Origin of the sequence: Nocardia sp. BMG51109 (assembly GCF_000526215.1) — a bacterium.
In the GTDB taxonomy this organism is placed as follows: Bacteria; Actinomycetota; Actinomycetes; order Mycobacteriales; family Mycobacteriaceae; genus Nocardia.
The window spans coordinates 5702074-5727644 of record NZ_JAFQ01000004.1 but is presented as its reverse complement, the minus strand read 5'-3'; the positions used below and the strand labels follow the sequence as shown (position 1 = coordinate 5727644).

Genomic DNA, 25571 nt, shown 5'->3' with positions numbered 1-25571 from the left:
CGCCGACCATCAAGGGCCACAAGCGGTTCCGACCACCTTGTGCTTCGTCCCGATCATCGCGACCGCACTGGCACTGCGGCCCATCGGATGGCGCCTCGCGCTCGCGCACCCCGAGCGGATCTCCGCCGTCGTCACCCAGAACGGCAACGGTGACGAGGACGGTTTCGTCGAGTCGTTCTGGGCCGACGTCCGGGCCTACGCGGCGAACCCCGGCCCCGGCACCGAAACCGCCGTCCGCGCCGCGCTGAGCCTGGCGGCCATCCGCTGGCAGTACGTGCACGGCGTGCCCGATCCGAGCCTGGTCAGCCCGGACACCTGGGAACACGACTTCGCCCTCGTCTCCCGCGCGGGCAACGACGAGATCCAGCTGGCGCTGCTGCGCGACCATCGGAACAACCGCCCGCTCTACCCGCTGCTCCACGAATTCCTGCGCACCGGCGGGGTTCCGGTGCTCGCCGTGTGGGGCCGCAACGACGAGATCTTCGGCCCAGCCGGTGCGGTGGCCTTCGCCCGCGACGCCGAGGACGCGGAGGTGCACCTGATCGACGGCGGCCACTTCCTGCTGGAGAGCCACCTGGACGTCGTCGCGGGGTACCTGCGCGGCTTCCTCGGACGGGTGCTGAGCCGAACGGCTGTCTCGTGATGCGCTGACGCCAGAATCCTTGTCGTGCAGGATCTTCCATGCGAGCCAGCGTGTCGCGAGGCCCAGGCCCTCACCCCGGCAGGGCGGCCAGTATCTCCGTGCGGGTGGCGCGCAGGTGGGCGATGGCGAGTTCGGCAGCGCGGCCTGCCCGGCCGGTGGCGATGGCCTCGGTGATGGCGGTGTGTTCGGCGAGGATCCGGTGGCTGTCGCCGCTGTGCCGCAGCAGGCATTGGACGCGGCCGCGGAGCGGGGCGAGAGTGTGGTCGAGGACGTCGTTGGCGGCCAGGCGTGAGATCTCTTCGTGGAGTGACATATTCACGCCGTTGGAGACCGGGCACTCGCCCGCCGCCAGCCCGGTGCGGCCCACCTCCAGCACGGTGCGCAGCCGATGCGCGCCCTCGGCGGTGATCTGTTCGGCGGCCTGCCGGGCGGCCAGCGCCTCGAGCGTCTCGCACACGTCGAACAGGTTCGCCACGGACGCCGGATCCAGGGCCCGGACGCGGATCCGGCGGCCGTGCACGGTCACGTATCCCTCGGCCTCGAGCATGCGGATGGCCTCCCGGACCGGCACCCGCGACATATCCAGGGAGACCGCCAAATCCTGTTCGTACAAACGCATTCCGGGAGCGAGGACGCCGTCGGCGATCCACTCGCGCAGCACGTCGCGCACCCGTTCCCGCAGCGGTGGCCGCCCGGGGCCGTAGGCGTGCAGCATTCCCTTCAGCGCGGGCGGTACCGAGGGTGGTGTCGCATGCCGCGGTTTCGCATGCCCTGGAACGGGTGCCGGTAACGCCATGATCGTAGTGTTATCACCCGGATGCTAATTGTTCGCGCCATTCACGTTTCGGCCGTGTTTCCGGCCCGGTATACGTGGCGAAGTATACGTGGATACCCGTTGACTTCGGCTGCCGCACATTCCCAGAATGTCGAAATCGACGCTACGGAAAACGAGCCGGAGGAACGCAATTCATGACGGCACCGATTGCGGACCGGCACGGACCGGACCGGGATTTCACGGGATACGGTCGCGGCGGCGCGGGAGTGCGCTGGCCGAACGGCGCGCGGATAGCCGTATGCCTGATCGTCAATTTCGAGTCGGGTGCGGAGGCGTCGTACTGGGCCGGTGACGGCCGCAACGAACCGCCGCAGGAGTTCGGCTATCCGCCGCCGCCGATCCGGGATCTGGGCAACGAGTCGATCTTCGAGTACGGCAGCCGGACCGGGGTGTGGCGGTTGCAGCGCCTGTTCGACGCCTACGGGCTGCGGGTCACCTTCCACGGCTGTGCCCGGGCGTTCGAGCTGGTGCCCGAGGTCGGCGCCTATATCGCCGAGGCCGGGCACGAGGTGTGCGCGCACGGCTGGCGATGGGAGGAGGTCAGCCGGCTCGCCCGGGACGTGGAGCGCGAGCACATCGCGTGGACCGTCGAGTCGATCCGGCGCACCTGCGGGCACCGCCCGGTCGGGTGGTACAGCCGGTGCCCGGCCTCGCTCAATACTCGGGAATTACTCGTCGAGGAGGGCGGATTTCGTTACGACAGCGATTCTTTCGCCGACGACGTGCCGTATTTCACCCGGGTCGGGCAGACGCGGCATCTGGTCGTTCCGTATTCCTTCGTGACGAACGACTCGCTGTTTCATCCGGGACAGGCGTATTCTTCGCCGTCCGATTTTCTGGACAGTTGCCGACGCACCTTCGATCTGCTCTGGGAGGAGGGCGCGCAGCGGCCGCAGATGATGTCGGTCGGGATCCATCCGCGGCTGATCGGACAGCCCGGCCGCGCCCACGCGCTGCGCGAGTTCCTCGACCACTGCCTGGCGCACGACGGGGTCTGGTTCACCCGCAAGGCGGATATCGCGGAGTGGTTCCACGAGCACGCCGGCGAGTTCGGCCGCACCGGGGAGTTCGCGTGAGCACGCACCGGCGAGTCCGCGTGAGCGACATCGAGACACTCCACGCCGATCCGGCGTTCGCGCCGTTCACGCGGCGGCAGATCGGTTACACCTCGGTGGTCGCCTTCCTGGCGTGGACGCTGTCGGTCTACGACCAGATCACCTTCGGCAATCTGCTGCCGGTGATCCGCGACGATTTCCACTGGTCGTCCAGTACGGCGTCCTACGTCGCGACCGCCGTCTCCGCGGGCTCGGTCGTGCTGGCGCTGGCGGTGGGGCCGATGATCGACCGGCTCGGCCGGCGGCCCGCGCTGCTGCTGACCACCTCCGGCGCCGCGGTCAGCTCCGGGCTGGCGGCCGTGGCCGTGGGACCGGTCAGCCTGGTACTCGCCCGGGCGCTGTCCGGCTTCGGATCGGCCGAGCAATCGGTGAACGCGGCCTATCTGAACGAGGTCTACGGTCCCCGCCGCCGGGGTCTGCTGTACGGGATGGTGCAGGCGGGCTGGCCGGTCGGCGTCATGCTGTCGGCCGGGCTGGCCGCGCTGCTGGAGCCGGTGATCGGCTGGCGCGGAGTGTTCGCGGTGGCGCTCTTCCCGCTGCTGGTGATGCTCGTGCTGCGGACCCGGCTGCGCGAGTCGCCGCATTTCCTGAAGCTCCGGCGGCTGCGCGAACTGCGTTCCGCGGGTGCGACGGCCGAGGCGGCCGCGCTCGCACGGGACTGGGGCATGGAAGAGCCCGGCGCACAACGCAATACGTATGCCGAACTGTTCCGCGGCCGGCTGCGGCGGCCGACGCTGTGCCTGGCGCTGGGCTTCTTCGTGAAGCTGATCGCCGACTCGCAGCTGACCGTGCTCGCGACCACGGTGCTCGGCGACGTCAAGGGCGTATCGGTGACGAGTGCGCTGTGGATCGTGGTGGTGGCCAACCTGGTTGCCCTGGTCGGCTACCTGGTCCTCGGCCATCTCGGCGACCGGATCGGGCGGCGCGAGACCGTCGCCGCCGCCCAGCTGCTCGCCGGAGCCCTGACCGTCTATCTACTGTTCGGCGCCACCGGCAGCACGGCCGTCATCGTGTCCTATTCGCTCACACTGTTTTTCGCGCAGGGCGCCGCCGCACCGCTGTTCACCTATCTCGGTGAGGTGTTCCCGACCCGGGTGCGCGGCAGCGGAGCGGCATTGATCGGCGCGGTCGGACCGCTCGGCGGAATCGTCGGGCCGCTGCTCTACGGCGGGTTGCAGGACCTGGGGTGGAGCGCCACGGCCGCCGCCGGTTCCGGGGCCATGGCCTGCGCGGTGGCCGCCGTGCTGATCCTCGGCGCGCCACGGATCCGGCCCGGCCACGCCGTGGAGGGAAGCGCCCGATGACCACCGAACCCACACTGCCCGGCCACTTTTCGAGGAGTCGTCCGATGCCCGAACCGCCGGCCTCGCGCCTGCGCAATCCCGATCTCGCGCCGGCCACGGTGAAGAGCTGGAGCGGCTACAGCGTGTTCGCGCTGTGGATGTCGGTGCTGCACAACGTCGGTGCCTACACCTTCGCCATCGGATTCTTCTTCCACGGCCTGGGCACCTGGACCGTCCTCGCGGCGATGCTCGTGGCGCTCGTCCTGGTCTACGCGCTGATGAACCTCAGCGGCGCGATCGGGCAGCGCACCGGCGTCCCGTATCCGGTCGTGGCGCGCATCAGTTTCGGCGTCTTCGGCGCCAACGTCCCCGCGCTGGTGCGCGGCGTGCTGGCCGTGTTCTGGTACGGCGTGCAGACCTATCTGGGCTCGGTGGCGATTTCGGCGCTCGCGTTGCGGTTGGCGCCCGGACTGGAGTCGTGGAACCGGACCGGCTTCCTCGGCCTGTCCGCCCTGGGGTGGTGCGCGTTCCTGGCGCTGTGGGCGGCACAACTGCTGGTGGTGCGGCACGGCATGGAAGCGGTGCGCAAATACCAGAACTGGGCGGGTCCGGCGGTCTATCTGGTGATGTTCGTGCTGCTGGGCTGGGTGCTGGTGCGCACCGGGTTCGCCCCCGGCGTCGAGGTCTCGCCCGAGCGGGTGCACGGCGGGTCGGCGGTGCTCCAGTTCGCCTCCATCGTCGGGCTGATCGTGTCGTTCTTCGGCACATTCCTGCTCAATATCAGCGATTTCACCCGCGCCAGCCCGTCGCCGCGGTCGATGCGGCGGGCGAATCTGTGGGGGCTGCCGGTGAATTTCCTGGTCTTCGCGGTGACGGTCGCGGTGGTCACCACGGCGAGCGTCACACTGTTCGGGGAGCCGATCACCGATCCGATCGAGCTGGTCCAGCGCATCGACAACACTCCGGTGCTGGTGTTCGCCACCCTCGTGTTCACCGTCGCCACCGTCGGTGTCAACGTCGCCGCGAACGTGGTGTCCCCCGCATTCGATTTCGCCAATGTGGCGCCCCGGTACATCACCTTCGAGCGGGGCGGATTCATCGCCGCGGTCGGCTCGATCCTGGTGTGCCCGTGGGCGTTGTACTCCAGTCCGGTAGTCGTCGACTATTTCATCGGCGGTCTGGGCGCGCTGCTGGGCCCGTTGTTCGGGGTGATCATGTCCGATTACTACCTGGTGCGCCGCACCCGGGTCGTGGTCGACGAGCTCTATGTCGAAGGCGGCGGGAGGTATTGGTACCGGCGCGGGGTCAACCCGCGGGCGATGCTGTCGGCGGCGATCGGCGCCGCCGTCGCGATACCTGTCGCGCTGGTGCCCGCATGGCATGCGGCCGCGCCGTTCTCGTGGGCGCTGGGTGCGGCACTCGCCGCGGGAACATACCTGGCGGCGAGTCGCGTCGCCGCGCCCGGACCCGCCGGCAGCGCGCCGGAGGCCACCCATGTCTGAGCACGGGAACGCCGGCGCCGGCCCGCGTCGCGATTTCGTCGGCTACGGCCCGGTGCCGCCGCAGGTGGTGTGGCCGGGCGGCGCGCGGATCGCGGTCAGCATCGTGGTCAACTACGAGGCCGGCGCCGAGTACAGTTTCGCCGCCGGAGACGGGCGGCGGGAGGCGGCGGGCGAATTCGGGGTCGCCATCAACCCCACCCGGCCCGGTATCCGGGACCTGTGCGTCGAATCGAGCTTCGAATACGAGAGCCGTTCCGGAACATGGCGTCTCGGCCGAATCCTGGACGAGTACGGGTTGCCCGCGACGTTCAACTGCTGCGGGCGCGCGTTGCGGGAGAATCCCGCGATCGGCGAGTACATCGCGGCGGCGGGGCACGAGCCGATGGCACACGGCTGGCGCTGGGAGGAACTGTGGCGGCTGTCGGAGTCCGAGGAGCGCGACGATATCGCCCGCGCGGTGGCCGCCATCGAAACGGCCTGCGGCACCCGGCCGGTCGGCTGGCATTCCCGCTGCACACCCACGGCGCACACCCGGGAACTCGTCGCGGCCGAGGGCGGATTCCTCTACGATTCGGACGCCTACAACGACGATCTGCCGTACTTCACCGAGACCGCGGCGGGCCGGCATCTGGTCGTCCCGTACTCGCTGACCTTCAACGACATGCGGTTCGCCTTCCCCGGCTATGCCGACCCCACGTCGTTCTTCCGTTACCTGGCAATGGGTTTCGACGACCTGTGGGATGAGGGGGCGACGCACCCCCGGATGATGACGATCGGCCTGCACGGTCGCTGGGCCGGCATGCCCGGCCGGGCCCGCGCCGTCCGCGATTTCGTCGACCACGCCCTCGCCCGCGGCGACGTCTGGTTCGCCCGCCGCGCCGACATCGCCCGATGGTGGCTGGACCACCACGAGGAATTCGGCTGACTCGGAGCCCCGTCTTCCCGAAGTGACACTGCACTTCGCCAGCCCGGCGGGCTTCGGCCGAGATGACCACAACGCTCGCGCCGGAATGATGCCACCGCGTGCACCGGACGCCGGTCACCCTCGCGCGTGACCGGCGGGGACCGGTAACGACTGCCGCGTAATCACCTGTGCTGCCCGGTAATCCATTCGGAGAATCGGCGGCGTGGCAGGCGTGGACGTCGGTACAGTAACTGCGACGGGGCGTGCGAGCGCGACCCGGAACGGACGTTGCGCGCCGCCGGGCCCGAAGGACCGAATCCGGGCGATTCGGATTGCGTACAGTCGGGTTCGGCGCCCGTGGCGCACGGGCATCGCCGCCCCCGAGGAGGATCCGATGGGTATCGCACTGACCGACGACCACCGCGAACTCGCCGACGTGGCGCGTGCGTTCCTGATCAGCCACAAGGCGCGCGGCGCGGCGCGGGAACTGCTCGACTCGCCCGAGGAGAGCCGGCCCGGGTTCTGGCCGGAGCTGGCCGAACTCGGCTGGCCGGGCCTGCACATCGGCGCCCGGTACGGCGGCTCCGGGTACGGGCTGCCCGAACTGGTGATCGTCGTCGAGGAGCTGGGGCGCGCCGTCGCGCCGGGCCCGTTCGTCCCCACCGTGATCGTCTCGGCCGTGCTGGCGGCGCGCGGCACGGAGGAGCAGCGGGCCGAATTGCTGCCCGGGCTGGTCGACGGATCGGTCACGGCCGGTATCGGTTTCGGCGGCGATCTCACCGTGCGCGACGGCCGGGCGAGCGGCGCGGCCGGTGTCGTGCTCGGTGCGGGGCTCGCCGATCTGCTGCTGCTCGCCGCGGGCGACGACATGCTGATCGTGCGGCGCGACGCCGCCGGTGTCCGGGTCGAGGTGCCGGAGAATATGGATCCCACCCGCCGCTCCGGCCGGGTGACCCTGACCGATGCCGCGGTCGGCGTCGTGGCGGGCGCGCGTCCGGCCGCACTCGCCCGCGCCCGGACGGTCCTGTCCGCCGAGGCCGTCGGCGGCGCGGCCGAGTGCGTCGAGACCGCCGTCGAATACGCCAAGGGGCGCAAGCAGTTCGGCCGCACCATCGCCACCTTCCAGGCGGTCAAGCACCACTGCGCCACCATGTTGATGACGGCCGAATCGGCGGTGGCCACGGTGTGGGACGCGGCGCGCGCCGAGGGCGCCGACGAGCGGCAGTTCGAGCTGATGGCCGCGGCCGCCGCGGCGCTCGCCCTGCCCGGATACGTGCACAACGCCGAACTGAACATCCAGGTGCACGGCGGCATCGGCTTCACCTGGGAACACGACGCGCACCTGCATCTGCGCCGGGCGCGAACCGCCCAGGCGCTGCTCGGCGGCGACGGCCCGGCCCACGACGTGTTCACCCTGACCTCGGCGGGCGTGACCCGGGACAACAGCCTCGACCTGCCCGCGGGCACCGATGAGCTGCGCGCCTCGGTCCGCGCGGCCGCCGAGCGGATCGCCGCCCTCGACGCGACGGCGCAACGCGACGAGCTGATCGCGACCGGATACATCATGCCGCACTGGCCGCGCCCCTGGGGCCGGGCCGCCGGCGCCGTCGAACAGCTGGTGATCGATGAGGAGTTCACCCGGGCCGGCGTGCGGCGCCCCGACTACTCGATCACCGGCTGGGTCGTGCTCACCCTCATCCAGCACGGAACGCCCGGCCAGATCGAACGATTCGTCGGCAAGGCACTGCGCCAGGAAGAGGTCTGGTGCCAGCTGTTCTCCGAACCCGGCGCCGGATCCGACGCCGCGGCGGTGCAGACGCGGGCCACCCGCGTCGAGGGCGGCTGGAAGATCACCGGCCAGAAGGTCTGGACCAGCGGCGCGCACTACAGCCGCCGCGGCCTCGCCACCGTGCGCAGCGACGTCGACGCCGCCAAACACGCCGGCATCACCACGGTGATCATCGATATGCAGGCGCCCGGCGTGCAGGTCCGCCCGCTGCGCATGCTCACCGGCGGTTCGGAATTCAACGAGGTGTTCTTCGACGACGTGTTCGTGCCCGACGAGGACGTCGTGGGCGCGCCCGGCACCGGATGGACCGTCGCGCGGGCAACGCTCGGCAACGAACGCGTCAGCATCGGCGGCGGCTCCGGGGCGGCCATGTCCGCCGCGGCCACCCTGGTGCCGCTGGTCGCCCAGAATCCCGGCCGGGTCGCCGACGCGCCCGTCCGGGTCGGCCGATTCCTCGCCGACGACCACGCCCTGCGCCTGCTCAACCTCCGCCGCGCGGTGCGCAGCATCGAGGGCACCGGGCCGGGCCCCGAGGGCAATGTCACCAAGCTGAAGCTGGCCGAGCACGTCGGCGAACGGGCGGCGATCCTGGCCGGGCTGATGGGCCCGGATCTCGCACTGGCGGAAGGCCCCACGGCGCTGGCGAACCTCGTGGTACTCGGCGCGCGGGGTATGGCCATCGCCGGCGGCACCTCCGAGGTCACCCGCAATCAGATCGCGGAACGAATTCTCGGCATGCCGCGCGATCCGCTGATCGATTGAGCCACCCCCTATTTCATCCGTTTGCGCAACCATTCCCCTTGTTCGGGTGTCAGCAGCGATTCTTCGATACCGGCCTCGACCACGGATTCCATGCGGATTCTGGCGCAATCCTCGATCATCTTGTCGCGCAGATCGGCATCGATCGTCACGCCGACACGACCGTACTCGAGATCGTGGGGGTACAGCGGGATCGGGTCGTCGTACCGATAGAGCGAAGCATCGGCAATCAATTCGACGAGTGCACGATCCTCGTCGAATCCCGCGATGACTCCCTGCGAACCGTGCAGATGCGCCACCCCGTCGGAGCTGCCACGCACGGTGACCGCGTCGCCGACCTGTAGTTGCCAGCCGAATCGGTCCAGCACAATTCCCCCAGATGTGTCGATGTAATTGTCGGAGTATAGATTCCGGAATACCCGGGCGGTGGCGTTCTACGCCCGCAGGCGGACCGGCAGTTCCTCGAGTCCGCGAATCAACGCGCCCCGATGCCATTCGGGTGCACCGGACCATGCCGGCCGGAGGCCCGGAAAACGCCGCACCAATTGCGTGAACGCGATCTCCGCCTCCAGCCGCGCCAGCGGGGCGCCGAGGCAGAAGTGGATGCCGTGGCCGAAGGCCAGGTGCCCGGAGGTCTCCGCGCCGATGTCGAGACGGCCGGCGTCCGGGTGATGACCCGGGTCGTGGTTGGCGGCGGTGAGCGCGACGTAGACGAGCTGGCCGCCGGGGATCTCGACACCGGCGACCCGCACCGGCTCCTCGGTGTAGCGCACCGTCGCCCAGCCGACCGGGCCGTCGAAGCGCAGCAGCGCCTCGACCGCCGCGGGCACCCGGGACGGGTCGGCGCACAGCGCCTCGAACTGGGATCTGTTGCACAGCAGGGCGTATGTGGCGTTGCCGATGAGATTCGCCGTGGTCTCGTAGCCGGCCACCAGCAGCAGGAACGCCATCGCGACCAGTTCCCGCTCGGACAGCTGATCGCCGTCGTCGCGGACCTGCAGCAGGCCGGAGAGCAGATCCGCACCGGGCCGGGCCCGCTTGGCGGCCACCAGATCTCGCAGATAGCCCGCCATGGCGGAGAACGCCGCGGCGATCTCCTCGGCGCCACCGGACGAACTCACCAGAGTCCGTGCCCACGACTGGAATTCGGCGCGATCGTCGTACGGCACGCCGAGCAGTTCGCAGATCACGGTGATGGGCAACGGGTTCGCGAACGCCGTCACCAGATCGACCTCGTCGTGCCGGGCCATCTCGTCGAGCAGGTCCGCGGTGATCTGCTCGATGCGCGGCCGCAGGGCCGCCACCCGGCGCGGGGTGAAGCCCTTGGTGACGAGCTTGCGCAGCCGGGTGTGGTCGGGCGGATCGCTGTTGAGCATGTGCGATGCCAGCACCTGCGCGTCGGAGTCGGCGCCGTTGACCTCGGTGGCGGCCTCGGAGTCCGCCGCCTCGGCGGCGGCCTTCGCGGAATCGCCGAACAGCCGGTAGTACCCGGCCGCGCTCTTGCGCAGCCGCGGCTCGGTCAGCGCCTCGCGGGCCTCGGCGTGGCCGATGATCACCCAGCCGCCGGTGCCGTCGGAGAACCGCACCCGGTGGATCGGGCCGCGCTCCCGCCAGCGCCGGTAGTATCGATGCGGATCGACGTGGAAATCGTCGCCGACTTCTTCGATACGGTCGCCGATCTCGGTCTCGACCATGTTTTCCTCGCTAACTCCCATGCGATGATGCGTGGTCGCCGAGCCCCCGGTTCAGTGCACGGCACCCCCTCGACAGCACCGTGGCTTTCGCACTTCTCGGCACCGCACCACATTCATAGCGCAGGACCGGCCCGCGCACAACCACACATTCGGCCCGAGCGGGATTCCCCGGCCTTTGCCCCGAGTATTCGGGGCACCCGTCTGCCCCGAATACTCGGGGCATCTCACAACCGCTCCCACCGGCAAAGAGGCAACGGTCACACGGCAGTTGCCAACCCCGTGAGGATCTGTTTGACTGTGGCCGAGACGCAGAACATGAAGTAACCCGGGGGGTTTGCCAGATGTCGCAGTGTCCGGCCCATGATTCATCGGTCCTGGAGGCTTTTCCCACTATTCGGCGGGAGCTGTTCCATCCCGCCGAGGAATTGCAGATACGGCGCGAGAACGAGCCGATCAGTAGATTTCGATTCCCGGACGGACATCTGGGATGGGTGATTTCGGGATATTCGGCCGGGCGTAAGATTCTCGCCGATTCCCGTTTCAGTTCGCGCAGCGAACTCATCCATATTCCGATGCCCGGACCGTTCGTGCCGAACCGGCCGGCCTATCCGGGATTCTTCATGGAAATGGATCCGCCGGAGCACACCCGGTTCCGCCGCCTGCTCACCGCGCAGTTCACGGTGCGCCGGATCAATCAGCTCGAGGCGCGGATCGAGGAGATCGTCGAAAGCCACCTCGACGAGATGGCACGGGCGCGGCCCCCGGTCGATCTGGTGTCGATGTTCGCCATGCCGATCCCGATGCTGGTGATCTGCGAACTGCTCGGGGTTCCGTATACGGATCGGGAGTTCTTCCTCGACCGCACGGAGACCGCGCTGAGCCTCGGCTCCGATCACACGAAATCCGAAGCGGCGCTGGGCGAGATCGTGCAGTACATCGCCGATCTCGCGGTGCGCAAGCGAGCCGAGCCCACCGACGACCTGCTCAGCGGCCTCGCCGCCGATGCCGAACTCACCGAGCTGGAACTCGGCAATATCGGGATGCTGCTGTTGCTGGCCGGCCACCAGACCACCAGCGACATGCTGGCACTGGGCACGCTCACGCTGCTGTCCTATCCGGAACAGCTGGTGAAGCTGCGCGCCGATCCGTCGCTCATCGAGGGTGCGGTGGAGGAGCTGCTCCGGTTCCTCAGCGTCGTGCACATCGGCCCGAGCCGGACCGCGCTGGAGGACGTCGAGGTCGACGGCGTGCTGATCAGGCAGGGTGAGACGGTCACGCTGTCGCTGCCGTCGATCAACCGGGATCCGGCGCAGTTCGCCGACGAGCCGGACGCCCTGGACGTCACCCGGGCGCCGCGCGGCCACCTCGCCTTCGGCCACGGCGTGCACCAGTGTCTCGGCAAGCAGCTGAGCCGTATCGAGCTGCGCATCGGATTCGGCGCCCTGCTGCGCCGGTTCCCGGGTATCGCGCTCGCCGTGCCGCCCGATCAAGTGCGCATGCGCGACCAGGTCGCCATCTACGGCGTCGAGCGGCTGCCCGTCACCTGGCCCGACGGGTCGGCCGACTAGCTTTCGGCACCCGCCCCGATCGGGGCGGCAGTGCATTCGCGGGGTGTGCTCGGCACACCCCGATACAGACGTGACATGTTCGAGTGAGGTTGCGGTGGGGGAAGATTCGATCGAATCCGGTGTGTTCGGCGGCGCGATCGCCGTCGTGGGGATGGCCTGCCGCCTCCCCCGGGCCGCGAATCCGGAGGAGTTCTGGGCGCTGCTGCGCGACGGCGTCGACGCGATCGGCGAGCCGCCCGAGGGACGCGATGTCGGTATCCCCGGGTATCGGGGCGGATTCCTCGACCGGGTCGACGAATTCGACGCCGGGTTCTTCGGTATCGCGCCGCGCGAGGCCGCCGCGCTGGACCCGCAGCAGCGCCTGATGCTCGAACTCGCCTGGGAGGCCGGCGAAGATGCCGGGATCGTGCCCGGCGCCCGGACCGGTGTCTTCCTCGGCGTCGCCGCGGACGACTACGGCGCGCTGAGCGGCCGGCAGGACGCGGATGCCCTCACGCCCCATTCGTTCACCGGTGCGCACCGGAGCATGACCGCCAACCGCGTCTCCTACCACCTGGGGCTGCGGGGCCCGAGCTTCACCGTGGACGCCGGTCAGTCGTCGTCGCTGGTGGCGGTGCATCTGGCCGGTGAGAGCCTGCGTTCGGGCGAATCGGAGATCGCGTTCGCCGGCGGCGTGAGCCTGAATCTGGATCCGGTGGCGACCGCCCGGATCGCGAAATTCGGTGCGCTGTCGCCGGATTACCGCTGCTTCACGTTCGATGCGCGTGCCAACGGCTACGTACGCGGCGAAGGTGGCGGCGTCCTGGTGCTCAAGCGGCTGTCCGCGGCCGTCGCGGACGGCGACCGGGTGTACTGCGTGATCGACGGCAGCGCCGTGGGCAACGACGGTGGTGGGCAGACCCTGACCAGCCCGAACCGGTATGCGCAGGAGGAGGTGCTGCGGCTGGCCTACGAGCGGGCCGGGGTCGATCCGGCCGCCGTGCAGTACGTCGAATTGCACGGCACCGGAACGAAGGTCGGGGATCCGATCGAGGCGGCCGCGCTCGGTGCGGTGGTCGGCACGGCGCCGGGGCGGGTCCGGCCGCTGGCCGTCGGGTCGGTCAAGACCAACGTGGGGCATCTCGAGGGTGCGGCCGGAATCACCGGGCTGCTCAAGGTGGTGCTGAGCATCCGGAACCGGAGTCTGGTGGCGGGGCTCAATTTCGACAACCCGAATCCCGGGATTCCGCTGGGCGACCTGAATCTGCGGCTGCCGCGGGCGACCGAGCCGTGGCCCGGGGATGAGGAGCGGCTGATCGCCGGGGTGTCGTCGTTCGGGATGGGCGGCACCAATTGCCATGTCGTGGTGTCGGAGTGGGCCGGGGCGGCTGCGATGCCGGATGCTCTCGGCGATCGTGATGCGCACGGTGTCGTCGGTGGCCGATCCGGTAACGAGCCTTCCCTTGTGCCGCTGGTGGTTTCGGCGCGGACGCCGGCGGCACTGCGAGCGCAGGCCGCGCGGATCGCCGGGCATGTGCAGGCGGCTCCGGCCGGGCTGCGGGATATCGGGTTCTCTTTGGCCACCACGAGATCGGCGATGGAGTACCGCGGCGTCGTGCTGGCTTCCGACAGCCGATCGGCGCTGGACGGTCTGCGCGCGTTGACTCGCGGGGAGTCCGCGACGGGCGTGTTCGAGGGGTCGGCACGCGCCGAAGGGCCGGTGGCGTTCGTGTTTCCCGAGCGGGGAATGCCCTGGCCGGGTGTGGGTTCCGAGTTTCTGCGGCGGTCCCCGGCCTTCGCCGAGGCATTCGATGCCGTCTGCACCGCACTGGACACATATCTGGACCGGCCGTTGCGTGACGTGGTGTCCGACGGCGACCTGGTCCGGCGCACCGAATTCGCACAGCCCGCACTGTTCGCCTTCCAGGTGGCGGCCGCCCGGATGGCCGAAACCTGTGGCATCGTCCCGGGACTCGTGCTCGGGCTGTCGAGCGGTGAATACGCCGCCGCGCATCTGGCCGGGGTGCTGTCGCTGCCGGATGCGGCCGCGCTGGTCGCCGCGCGCACCCGGGTACCGGCGGAGCTTCCGGCCGAGGGCGCGTGGGCGGAGCCGATACTCGAGGAGTTCCGGTCCGTCGCCGAGACCGTAGGCTGCCAGGAGCCACGGATCGCTGTTGTTTCCGGCGTCACCGGTGAGGTGATCACCGACGAACTCCGCGCGGCCGGACACTGGGTCGACGCCATCCGGCAGCCGGCGCGGTTCGCCCGCGCGGCGCGTTCGGCGCAGGCCTTGGGGTTCGGCCACTTCCTGGAAATCGGGGCGGATGATTCGCTGTCCGGGCAGGTGCGTGACGTGCTGGCCGACGTGGGTGCCGTGGCGGTTCCGCTGTTGCGCAACGACTCTCCCGAAACCAGCCTTCCGGAGGCCGCGGCCGCCCGGCTGCACGCCGAGGGCGCGCGACTCGACTGGCGCCGCGTATTCCCCGGCGCCGCGCGAGTCGCCCTGCCGACCTATCCGTTCCAGCGTGCGCGGTACTGGTTCGACGAGGCACCGGTCGGTCAGCAGGCGGAACGCATCTCGACCACGGGTGCAGACCTGTCCGGCGTCCTGTCCGATGTGCGGCGGCAGGCGGCCGCCGTGCTGGGGCACGCCGATGCGGAATCCGTTGCGGCGCACCGGACTTTCAAGGATCTCGGATTCGATTCGCATCTGCTGGTGGAACTGTGTCGGGCGCTGGGCAGGCGATTCGGGCTGCGGCTGCTGCCGAGCGTGCTGTTCGATCACCCCACGCCCACCGAGCTGGCGCGGTATCTGTATGCCGAAATGTCCGGCGCTCGAACGGATTCCGGCGAGCACCTGCCGGAGCGGGACAGCTTCGCGGACGAACCCGTCGCGGTGGTCGGGATCGGCTGCCGGTATCCCGGTAACATCGCCTCGGCCGGCGACCTGTGGAACTTCGTCGCCCGAGGCGGAGACGCCATCGGGCCCTTCCCCGCCGACCGTGGGTGGAACATCACCGAACTGTACGACCCGACGCCCGGCACGGCGGGCACGACCTATGTCCGCGAGGGCGGATTCCTCGCCGACGCGGCCGGATTCGACAACGACTTCTTCGGCATCTCGCCGCGCGAAGCCACCGCGATGGACCCGCAGCAACGTATCGCCCTCGAAGTCACCTGGGAGGCGATCACCCACGCCGGTATCGACCCCGGCTCGCTCCGCGACAGCCCCACCGGTGTCTTCCTCGGCGCCACCCACAGCGGCTACGGCCACAACTCCGCCGACAGCGACGGCTACCGGCTGACCGGCACCACGCCCAGCGTCATCTCCGGCCGCATCGCCTACAGCCTCGGGCTGCGCGGTCCCGCCGTCACCCTGGACACGGCGTGCTCGTCGTCCCTGGTGGCCCTCCACCTGGCCACCCGCGCCCTCCGCACCGGCGACTGCTCCCTCGCCCTCGCCGGCGGCGTCACCGTCATCGCCACCCCCGACGGGTTCATCGAGTTCTCCCGCCAGCGCGGCCTCGCGCCCGACGCCCGCATCAAGGCGTTCGCCGCGGCGGCCGACGGGACCGCCTGGAGCGAAGGGGCCGGGGTCCTCGTTCTCGAAAAGCTCTCCGACGCAAGGCGACACGGGCATGCCGTGCTGGCGGTCGTCCGCGGCTCGGCCGTCAATCAGGACGGCGCCGGCAACGGGCTCACCGCGCCCAGCGGCCAGGCCCAGGAACAGGTCATCCGGGCCGCGCTCGCCGACGCCCGGCTCTCCCCCGGCGACGTCGACGCCCTCGAGGCGCACGGCACCGGGACTACCCTCGGCGACCCCATCGAGGCGCAGGCGCTGCTGGCCGCCTACGGGCGGGACCGGCCGGAGCACCGGGCGCTGTGGCTGGGGTCGGTGAAGACCAATATCGGCCACACCCAGGCCGCCGCCGGGGTCGCCGGTGCGATCAAGATGATCATGGCGATGCGGGAGCGCACCGTGCCCGCGACATTGCACGTGGACGCGCCGACGCCGCACGTCGACTGGTCGGCCGGCGCGGTGCGGCTGGCGACGGAGCGGGCGCCGTGGCCGGAGACGGGGCGGGCGCGGCGGGCCGGTGTGTCGGCGTTCGGGATCAGCGGCACCAACGCCCACCTCATCCTGGAGGAGGCGCCGGAGCCAGAACCCTTGAACCATCCTGTGCCACTGCTGGTCTCGGGCCGGACACCGCACGAACTCCGGGCGTCGGCCGACCGCCTCGTGCCGCAGGTCGACACGCGCCGGCTGGCGGACGTCGCCTACACCCTGACCCGGCAGGCGGCCTCGGAACATCGTGCGGTGGTACTCGCGGCCGACGCGCGGCAGGCCCGCGCCGGACTGACCGCGCTGGCTCGGGAACAGCCCGCCCCCACCGTGATTCAAGGCACCGCGGGGCAGGGGGACGATCGCGTCGTCTTCGTGTTCCCGGGCCAGGGCTCGCAATGGACCGGCATGGCGGCGGACCTCCTCGACACCCACCCGGCCTTCACCGCCCGCCTCGCCGAATGTGACTCCGCGCTACGGCCTTTCGCCGACTTCTCGGTCATCGACCTGCTCCGCGACGGCACACCGCTCGAGCGGGTCGACGTCGTGCAGGCCGCGCTCTGGGCGGTCATGGTCTCGCTCGCCGCCGCCTGGGAGTCGCACGGCGTCCGGCCCGCCGCCGTCGTGGGCCACTCCCAGGGGGAGATCGCCGCCGCCTGCGTGGCCGGCGCGCTGTCGCTCGACGACGGCGCCCGCATCGTCGTCACCCGGGCGCGCGCCATCGCCGAAAGCCTGTCCGGCCACGGCGGTATGGCGACGGTCGGCCTGTCCGCCGACGAGACGGCCGCCCGTCTGACGCCCGGGCTGTCCGTGGCGGCGATCAACGGGCCCACCGACACCGTCGTCGCCGGGGATGTCGCGGCCCTCGACGCCTTCCTCGCCGAATGCGAGAGCGCCGCCATCCATGCCCGCCGCATCCCCGTCGACTACGCCTCCCACTCCCCGCACGTCGACGGCATCACCGACCGGCTCGTCGCCGACCTCGCCACCCTCACCCCGCGGGCCGGCGAGATTCCGCTCTACTCCACCGTCACCACCGAGCCCGTCGACACGACGACGCTCACCGGCGACTACTGGGCGGCCAACCTCCGGCAGACCGTCCGGTTCGCGCCGACCATCCGGCGGCTGCACGGCTCCGGCTGCCGGAACTTCGTCGAGGTCAGCCCGCATCCCGTCCTCACCCCGGCGCTCGCCGCCACCACCGGGGACGACGCCACCATCCTGCCCACCCTGCATCGCGGGCACGACGCACACGACGAACTCCTCACCGCCCTCGCCCTGGCCCACACGCACGGCCTCACCGTCGGCTGGTCCCCGCTCCTCCCCGACGCCGAAGCCGTCGAACTTCCGGCCCTCGCCTTCCATCATCGACACTTCTGGCAGGAACCCGCGAGCGGCCGGACCGCCGGTGTGGCGGATGCCGGGCACCCTCTCGCCGAGGGCGTTGTGCCTCTCGCGGACGAGGATTCGGTACTGCTGACCGGGCGGTGGTCGCTCGCCGGGCAGACGTGGTTCGGCGATCATCGGGTGGCCGGAAGCGCGGTGGCGCCGGGCACGGTGTGGGTGGAGCTGGCCCGGTTCGCCGGAACGACGGTGGGCTGCCCGCTGATTCAGGAACTGACCCTGCACACCGCGCTCGTGCTGCCGGAGGACGCGGCGGTCCGGGTGCAGGTCCGGGTCGGCGCACCGGACGGGTCGGGGGTCCGCGAGGTCGGCATGTACTCGCGTCCGGACAGCGACGCATCCGAGCGGTCGTGGACCCGGCATGCGTCGGGATTCGTTGCCGCATCATCGGATTCGCCGGAGTGGCGGCCGGGCAGCTGGCCGCCCGAGGGCGCGCGGCCCGTCGATGTCAGCGACTGCTACGACCGGCTGGCCGAGCGAGGGTACGGCTACGGGCCCGCGTTCGCCGGGCTCCGCGCGTGCTGGCGGCTCGGCGCGGAGACGTACGCCGAAGTCTCCGTTCCGGTCCGGGGCGCAGACGAATGGTCCGGCCCGGCGCCGATGCTGCTCGATGCCGCTCTGCATGCGGTGCTGGCGGCGCCGTCCCAGGACGACGACCGGCTGCTGCTCCCCTTCTCGTTCGGCGGGGTCACGCTGTCGGCGGTGCCTACGGATGTGCTTCGGGTGCATGTGATTCCCCGCGGCGACGCGGTCACGGTCGAGCTGGCCGACGGCACCGGGGCGCCGGTGGGTTCGATCGAATCCCTGAGCCTGCGGCCCGTCTCGCCCGACCAGCTCGCGGTCGGCGAGGATTCCCTGTTCCGGCTGGACTGGGTTCCGGTGCCGGCCACGGAGATCCGGCCGCCGCGGTGGGCGACCATCCGCACCGTCGACGATCTCGCGGCCTTGGCAGAGTTCGCCGATCCGCCGAAGATCGTGCTGGCCGTCTGCGATCCGATGCCCGGCGGGCTCGCCGAGTCGGTGCATGCGGCCGCCGCCGAGGCGCTCGGTCTCGTACAGGCTTGGCTCGCCGATCCCCGGTGGGAAGGCGCGCGGCTGGTTTTCGTCACTCGCCATGCCGTGTCGGTCCACGACGAGGATGTGGCCGGCCTCGGCCATACGCCGGTGTGGGGGCTGGTTCGCACGGCGCAGGCGGAGAACCCCGGGCGCTTCGGGCTGGTCGACACCGACGGTTCCGATGTCACCCTGGCGGCGGACGAACCGCAGTTGGCGATCCGGAAGGGACAGGGTTATGCGCCGCGGCTGGTCCGGAAGCCGCGCGGTGGCCTGCCGGTGCCGGACGCGCCCGCCTGGCGGCTGGGCACCACTGGAGCGGGGACGCTGGAAAACCTTGCGCTGCTGCCGGATTCCACGGGTCTCGCGCCGCTGGAGCCGGGGCAGGTGCGGGTCTCCGTCCGGGCGGCGGGAGTCAACTTCCGGGACGTGCTGATCGCCTTGGGTACCTATCCCGGTCGCGCCGAACTCGGGCTCGAAGGTGCCGGTGTCGTGACCGGCATCGGTGCCGGGACGACGGGGTTCGCGGTCGGCGACCGCGTCTTCGGCTTGCTGCCCGAGAGTCTGGGGCCGGTCGCGGTGGCCGATCGTCGTCTGCTGGCCCGGATCCCGGACGGCTGGTCCTTCGAGCAGGCGGCCTCGGTGCCGGTAGCGTTCCTGACCGCGCACTACGGATTCTCCGACCTCGCCGCGCTGTCCGCGGGAGACACGGTCCTGGTGCATGCGGCGGCCGGTGGTGTGGGAATGGCCGCGGTGCAGCTCGCTCGGCACCGGGGCGCCGAGGTGTTCGGCACCGCCGGCCGCGGCAAGTGGGACCTGTTGCGGGACATGGGACTCGCCGACGAACACATCGCCTCCTCGCGAGATCTCGAGTTCGAGGAGAAGTTCGGCGCGGCCACCGCGGGCCGCGGCGTCGACGTGGTGCTGAATTCTCTCGCAGGCGATTTCGTCGATGCCTCGCTACGGCTGATGCCGCGCGGCGGCACGTTCCTGGAGATGGGGAAGACCGACCCGCGCGACCCACGAACCGTGTCCGCCGCACATGCCGGAGTCGGCTATCACCCGTACGACCTGACCGAGGTGGCCCCGGAACGTCTCGGCGAGTTGCTGTCCGAGCTGGTGACGCTGTTCGAGCGGGGAGCCCTGCGGCCGTTGCCGGTTCGGGCCTGGGACGTCCGGCGGGCGCCGGACGCGCTGCGCACGATGAGCCAGGGCCGGCACACCGGCAAGATCGTGCTGCGGATGCCGCGGCGCCTCGATCCCGAAGGCACCGTGCTGATCACCGGAGGCACGGGCGTGCTGGGTGGTGTGCTGGCACGGCATCTGGTCGCCGCGCACGACGTGCGGCACCTGGTGCTGGCCGGACGGCAGGGCCGCGCCGCCGCCGGCGCCGACGAGCTGGCGGCCGAGCTCGGTGCGCTCGGCGCCTCGGTGACCGTCGCCGCGTGCGACGCGGCCGACCGCCGTGCGCTCGCCGCGGTGCTCGACGGAATTCCCGCCGAGAACCCGCTGACCGCCGTCGTGCACACCGCCGGGGTCCTCGACGACGGCCCGATCGAGTCGCTGTCGGCCGAGCAGGTGCATCGCGTGCTGCGCGCCAAAGTGGATGTGGCGGTGAACCTGCACGAGCTGACCGCGGACCGCGATCTGGCGGCATTCGTGCTGTATTCGTCGGTGACCGGCGTGCTCGGCAGCCCCGGCCAGGCGAACTACACCGCGGCGAACGTATTCCTGGACGCGCTGGCCGCGCACCGCCGCGCCTCCGGCCTTCCCGCCACGTCGATGGTGTGGGGGCTGTGGGAACAGGCGAGCAACCTGACCGGCGCCCTGCAGCGCGCGGATCTCGCGCGGCTGCGGCGCGCGGGTCTCGTGCGGATGCCCACGACCCGCGGGCTGGCATTGTTCGACGCCGCTTTGCGAGCCGGCGAGGCCGTATCCGTCACGGCGGCACTGGATCTCGCCGCCTGCGCCTCCGGTGAGGTGGGCCGGGCGTTGACCAAGGGACAGGTTTCCGCACCGCGGCGCACCGAACCCGCGGAACCCGCCGGTACCTCGTTCGCCGACCGGATCGCCGGACTGCCGGCCGCCGAACGGGACATGGCCCTGCGCGATCTGGTGCGCCGGCACGCGGCGGTCGTGCTGGGCCATGCGACCTCGGACGTGATCACCGGCGAAAAGCCGTTCAAGGACACCGGTTTCGATTCGCTGACCTCGGTGGAACTGCGCAACCGGCTGAACACCGCGACCGGGCTGCGCCTACCGGCCGGTGTCCTCTTCGACCACGCCACGCCGGACGCGCTCGCCGCCTACCTCGGCACCCAACTCGCCGGCGTGACACCTGCGGCCGAGGTGCCGGAGTCCGATACCCCGGCCGACGATGCGGCCCGCCACGAGCCGATCGCGATCGTCGGCATGACCTGCCGGTTCCCCGGCGGCGTCGAATCCCCGGACGACCTGTGGGATCTCGTCGCGGCCGGCCGCGACGCCATCGGCGAGTTCCCGGCCGACCGCGGCTGGGACCTCGAGCACCTCTATCACCCGGATCCGGATCGCTCCGGCCACAGTTACGCCCGGACCGGCGGATTCCTTTCCGGCGCCACCGATTTCGATCCGGAGTTCTTCGGCATCTCCCCGCACGAGGCGCTGGCCATGGATCCGCAGCAGCGGCTGATCCTGGAATCCACCTGGGAACTGTTCGAACGCACCGGAATCGACGCGTCGACGCTGCGCGGCAGCGGCACCGGCGTGTACATCGGCGCCATCGCCAGCGGATACGGCAGCGACAAGCGCCAGGTCCCGAGCAGCGTCGACGGCTACTCCCTCACCGGCAACGTGCTGAGCGTGATCTCCGGCCGGGTCGCCTACACGTTCGGCCTGGAGGGCCCGGCGGTCACCGTGGACACGGCGTGTTCGTCGTCGCTGGTGGCGCTGCACCTGGCCGTGCAGGCGCTGCGGTCCGGCGAATGCTCGATGGCGATCGCCGGCGGCGTCTCCGTGATGCCGAATCCGGATATCTTCGTGGAGTTCAGCCGTCAGCGGGCGGTGGCCCCGGACGGCCGGTGCAAGGCGTTCGGCGCGGCGGCCGACGGGTTCGGCCCGGCCGAGGGCGTCGGCCTGCTGCTGGTGGAGCGGCTGTCCGAGGCGCGGCGGCACGGGCATCGAGTGCTCGCGGTGGTGCGCGGCTCGGCGACCAACTCCGACGGTGCGAGCAACGGGCTCACCGCGCCGAACGGGCCCTCGCAACAGCGGGTGATCCGGGCCGCGCTGGCGAACGCCAGCGTCGCGGCCGGCGCGGTCGACGTCGTGGAGGCGCACGGGACCGGCACCGCACTCGGCGATCCGATCGAGGCCGAGGCGCTGCTGGCCACCTACGGGCGGGACCGACCGGCGGATCGTCCGCTGCGGCTCGGTTCGGTCAAATCGAATATCGGGCACACCCAGGCCGCGGCCGGGGTGGCCGGACTGATCAAGGTCGTGCAGGCGATGCGGCACCGGATGCTGCCGCGCACCCTGCACGTGGCCGAGCCGTCGCGCGACATCGACTGGTCCTCCGGCGCTGTGGCGCTGTTGACCGAGCCGGTGGAGTGGGCGACGGACGGGCCCCGCCGGGCCGCCGTGTCGTCGTTCGGGATCAGTGGCACCAACGCGCACGTCATCGTCGAGGAGGCACCGGAGGAACCGGCCGGTCCGGACCCCGCCGAGGCGCCGGATTCGGTGGTGCCCCTGATTGTCTCGGGAGCATCGGAGGCCGGATTGCGCGCCCAGGCAGGACGATTGGCCGCCGCTCTGGGCACCGGGTCCCGGCTCGCCGATGTCGGATTCACCTTGGCGACAGCGCGAACGGCCTTGCGGCACAGGGCGGTCGTCCTCGGCGGCGAGGGAACGGACCCGGTTCGCGCGCTGGGCACGCTCGCCGGGCCGAACGTGGTCTCCGGCGTCGCGGATGTCCGGGGCGGCACCGTATTCGTCTTCCCCGGGCAGGGCTCGGAGTGGGCGGGGATGGCGGAGGATCTGCTGGAGCGGTCGCCGATCTTCGCGGCGAAGTTCGCCGAATGCGCACGGGCGCTACGGCCGTATGCGGACTGGTCGCTGACCGAGGCGGCGCGGGACGCGGAGTCGTTGCGCCGCATCGACATCGTGCAACCGCTGCTGTTCTCGGTCATGGTTTCCCTTGCGGCACTGTGGCGTTCGGCCGGTGTCGCCCCAGCGGCCGTGGTGGGCACCAGTCAGGGCGAGGTGGCCGCAGCCCATGTGGCGGGCGCGCTGTCGCTGGACGATGCGATGCGCATCGTCGTGCTGCGCAGCCGCCTCTTCGCCGAGGAACTCACCGGACGGGGCGCGGTGGCCGCGGTGGCGCTGCCACCGGAGTCGGTCGAGCCACGGCTGGCCGCGTGGCCGGGCGAACTTACGATCGCGGGCCACAACGGGCCGAACGCGGTGACCGTGGCCGGGGCTTCGACCGCGCTGGACGAGTTCGTCGCGGCCTGCGAGGCCGACGGGATCCGGGCCAAGGTGGTGGTGACCACGGTGGCCTCGCACTGCGCGCAGATCGATCCGCTGCGCGAGCGGATGCTGGAGATGTTCGCGGAGGTCTCGCCCCTGCGGGGCGACGTGCCGTTCTATTCGACGGCGAGCGGCGGACCGGTGGACACCACGGCCCTCGACGCGGAGTACTGGTTCGACAACGCCCGCCGCCCGGTGTCGTTCGATCCCGCCGCGCGCGCCCTGCTGTCGGCCGGATATCGGTTCTTCGTCGAGGTGAGCCCGCACGCCGTGCTCGTCCCCGCACTGCGGGACATCTTCGACGACACCGCAACCGAGGCCGTCGCGCTGAATACCCTGCACCGCGACCACGGCGGCCCGGACCGGTTCGCGACCGCGCTCGCCGAGGGTTTCGTGCGCGGCCTCCCGGTGACATGGGACGGGTTCTTCCCCGGAGGACGCCGAATCGACCTGCCCACGTACGCATTCCAGCGCCGCCGATTCTGGTTCGATCCGCCGCCGGCCGAGGCGGCCGGGCCGGACGTCACGAGCGGCGACGACAACCTGTGGGGCGCAGTCGAACGCGGCGACGTCGACGCCGTGGCGGCCGAACTGCGGATCGACGACCGGTCGCTGGCCGGCGTGGTGGCGGCGCTGCGCCGCCGGCGGCTGCGGACGCGAGCCGACCGGTGGTGGTACCGGGTGGTGTGGCGGCCGGTGACGGGCACCGCGGCACCGACCGGGACCTGGCTGCTGGTGGTTCCCGGCGACGATACCGAGCACCCGTGGATCGGCGGCTGCGCCCGGGCACTGACCGATCGCGGAGCCCGCGTCCGGACGGTCACCAGAGGCGAATTGCCCACCGCCGCAACCGAGGAGAACGACCTTGGCGGAGTGGTGTCACTGCTCGCACTGGATGTGACGCCGCACCCCGAACATCCCGGATTGACCGTGGGGCTGGCAGCGACCGCCGAGCTGGCCGCGCTCGATCTCGGCTGCCGGCTGTGGGCCGTCACCGCGGGCGGTGTGGTGACCGGGCGCGATGATCCCGCCCCGAGCCCGGTCCAGGCGCAGATCTGGGGGCTGGGCCGGGTGATCGCGCTGGAGCGGCCCGAACGGTGGGGTGGCCTGATCGACCTGCCGGACACGCCCGGCCGGGACGCTGTGGCCGGGCTGGCGGCCGCGCTCGGCGGGATCGGTGACGAGGACCAGCTCGCGGTGCGGCCGTCGGGGATTTTCGCCCGCCGGCTCGTGCGCGCCACCCCCGGCGACGACCCCGCGACTCGTCCGTGGCGGCCGAGGGGCAGCGTCCTGATCACCGGCGGCACCGGGGGAATCGGGGCCCACGTGGCCCGGTGGCTGGCCGCCAACGGGGCCGAGCATGTGGTGCTGGTGGGGCGGCGCGGTCCGCAGGCGCCCGGCGCCGCCGAGCTGGCCGCGGAGCTGGAGGACCTCGGTGCGACGGTCACCGTCGCCGCCTGCGATGTCGCCGACCGGTGCGCCGTGGCGGCCTTGCTCGCGGGCATCCCCGGCGACCTTCCGCTCACCGCGGTCGTCCATGCCGCCGGCGTCGCGCAGCCGTTCGCCGACGTGACGGAGACCGGCCTCGACGAGTTCGAGCAGGTGGTTTCCGGAAAGGTCGACGGCGCAAGACATTTGGATGAACTACTGGCGGACACGCCCCTCGACGCCTTCGTGCTGTGCTCGTCCAATGCCGGTGTCTGGGGCAGCGGCGGCAACGGCGCCTACGCCGCGGGCAACGCATTCCTCGACATGCTCGCCGAACGGCGCCGCGCCCGCGGGCGACCGGCGACGTCGATCGCCTGGGGCGCGTGGGCCGGCGGCGGAATGATGGCCGCGCTGGACGGTGTCACCGAGTACATGGACCGGCGCGGTGTGCTGGAGATGGCGCCGGAGGCGGCGGTGTCCGCGCTGGTGCGGGCCGTCGAACGGGACGAGACCTGTGTCGCCGTGGCGGATATCGACTGGGCGCGTTTCGTTCCCGGGTTCACCTCCGGCCGGCCGAGCCCGCTGCTCGCGGAACTTCCCGAGGCACACCAGGTTTCCGATCCGGTAGTGGCCGACGCCGGTGAGGCACAGGAGAGGTTCGCCGAAAAGCTCGCCGGCCTGTCCGGCGCCGAGCAGACCCGGCTGCTGGCCGACACCGTGCGCTCCGAGGCGGCGACCGTGCTCGGACATACCGATGCGATTCCCGCGAGCCGGGCCTTCCGGGAACTCGGCTTCGATTCGCTCACGGCCGTCCGGCTGCGCGACCGGCTCCGCGGCGTGACCGGGTTGCGGCTCCCGGTGTCCGTGGTGTTCGACCACCCGACCCCGGCCGCCCTGGCCAAACATCTGCGGGCGGAACTGGTCCCGGCCGACGAACCGAGCCCGGCCGGTGCGGCGCCGGAGGAGTCGGGCACCGAACTGGACGCGGCGTCGGCCGAGGAGATATTCGCCATCGTCGACCGCGAGCTCGGTGAGGCGTGAGGAGGGGA

At 71.1% G+C, this 25571-nt stretch carries 10 protein-coding genes and 1 pseudogene; 8 read left to right on the top strand and 3 right to left on the bottom strand.

Annotation, left to right across the window (positions count from 1 at the left end):
• Nucleotides 1-79 precede the first annotated feature (79 nt).
• Nucleotides 80-643: pseudogene (locus tag D892_RS48805) on the top strand (alpha/beta fold hydrolase); the annotation flags it as partial.
• Between the two features lie 70 nt (nucleotides 644-713).
• Here the strand turns inward: D892_RS48805 and D892_RS0127200 are convergent.
• Entirely contained in the window at nucleotides 714-1439 is a 726-nt protein-coding gene (locus tag D892_RS0127200) for a GntR family transcriptional regulator (RefSeq protein WP_084161246.1), read from the bottom strand.
• A gap of 173 nt (nucleotides 1440-1612) precedes the next feature.
• Here D892_RS0127200 and D892_RS0127195 point away from each other — a divergent pair, with 173 nt between their 5' ends.
• From D892_RS0127195 to D892_RS0127175, 5 genes are all read left to right on the top strand, one after another.
• Nucleotides 1613-2554, top strand: coding sequence for a polysaccharide deacetylase family protein (locus tag D892_RS0127195; RefSeq protein ID WP_024804263.1), 942 nt, complete (start codon nucleotides 1613-1615; stop codon nucleotides 2552-2554).
• A 20-nt stretch (nucleotides 2555-2574) separates the two neighbouring features.
• A complete protein-coding gene (locus D892_RS0127190) occupies nucleotides 2575-3897 on the top strand; it encodes an MFS transporter (protein ID WP_198037000.1) in 1323 nt (440 codons plus the stop codon).
• A 44-nt stretch (nucleotides 3898-3941) separates the two neighbouring features.
• A complete protein-coding gene (locus tag D892_RS0127185) occupies nucleotides 3942-5378 on the top strand; it encodes an NCS1 family nucleobase:cation symporter-1 (RefSeq protein ID WP_156959704.1) in 1437 nt (478 codons plus the stop codon).
• A complete protein-coding gene (locus D892_RS0127180) occupies nucleotides 5371-6303 on the top strand; it encodes a polysaccharide deacetylase family protein (protein WP_024804260.1) in 933 nt (310 codons plus the stop codon). The genes D892_RS0127185 and D892_RS0127180 overlap by 8 nt, the downstream gene beginning before the upstream one ends.
• A gap of 373 nt (nucleotides 6304-6676) precedes the next feature.
• Entirely contained in the window at nucleotides 6677-8833 is a 2157-nt protein-coding gene (locus tag D892_RS0127175) for an acyl-CoA dehydrogenase (RefSeq protein WP_024804259.1), read from the top strand.
• An 8-nt stretch (nucleotides 8834-8841) separates the two neighbouring features.
• On the opposite strand, the gene D892_RS0127170 is transcribed toward D892_RS0127175, so the two are convergent.
• Together D892_RS0127170 and D892_RS0127165 are read right to left on the bottom strand one after the other, a co-directional pair.
• Nucleotides 8842-9198: a hypothetical protein gene (locus tag D892_RS0127170; protein ID WP_024804258.1), complete on the bottom strand. Its 357-nt coding sequence runs from the start codon at nucleotides 9196-9198 to the stop codon at nucleotides 8842-8844.
• 66 nt (nucleotides 9199-9264) lie between these two features.
• The gene (locus tag D892_RS0127165; protein WP_036567516.1) at nucleotides 9265-10524 is read right to left on the bottom strand and encodes a cytochrome P450; all 1260 of its coding nucleotides are present in this window, start codon (nucleotides 10522-10524) and stop codon (nucleotides 9265-9267) included.
• Nucleotides 10525-11096: 572 nt separating this feature from the next.
• On the opposite strand from D892_RS0127165, the gene D892_RS0127160 reads away from it, so the two are divergent.
• Nucleotides 11097-12092, top strand: a complete 996-nt coding sequence (locus D892_RS0127160) for a cytochrome P450 (protein ID WP_232236181.1) — start codon at nucleotides 11097-11099, stop codon at nucleotides 12090-12092.
• A 94-nt stretch (nucleotides 12093-12186) separates the two neighbouring features.
• Complete coding sequence (locus D892_RS0127155) at nucleotides 12187-25563, top strand: type I polyketide synthase (RefSeq protein ID WP_024804255.1); 13377 nt, start codon at nucleotides 12187-12189, stop codon at nucleotides 25561-25563.
• The last annotated feature ends 8 nt before the right edge of the window (nucleotides 25564-25571 follow it).

Excerpts from the sequence above, each read along its gene's own strand:
- D892_RS0127195 (WP_024804263.1), top strand. The coding sequence starts at position 1,613 with ATGACGGCACCGATTGCGGACCGGCACGGACCGGACCGGGATTTCACG.
- D892_RS0127175 (WP_024804259.1), top strand. The coding sequence starts at position 6,677 with ATGGGTATCGCACTGACCGACGACCACCGCGAACTCGCCGACGTGGCG.
- D892_RS0127160 (WP_232236181.1), top strand. The coding sequence starts at position 11,097 with ATGCCCGGACCGTTCGTGCCGAACCGGCCGGCCTATCCGGGATTCTTC.
- D892_RS0127200 (WP_084161246.1), bottom strand. The coding sequence starts at position 1,439 with ATGGCGTTACCGGCACCCGTTCCAGGGCATGCGAAACCGCGGCATGCG.
- D892_RS0127180 (WP_024804260.1), top strand. The coding sequence starts at position 5,371 with ATGTCTGAGCACGGGAACGCCGGCGCCGGCCCGCGTCGCGATTTCGTC.
- D892_RS0127165 (WP_036567516.1), bottom strand. The coding sequence starts at position 10,524 with ATGGTCGAGACCGAGATCGGCGACCGTATCGAAGAAGTCGGCGACGAT.
- D892_RS0127185 (WP_156959704.1), top strand. The coding sequence starts at position 3,942 with ATGCCCGAACCGCCGGCCTCGCGCCTGCGCAATCCCGATCTCGCGCCG.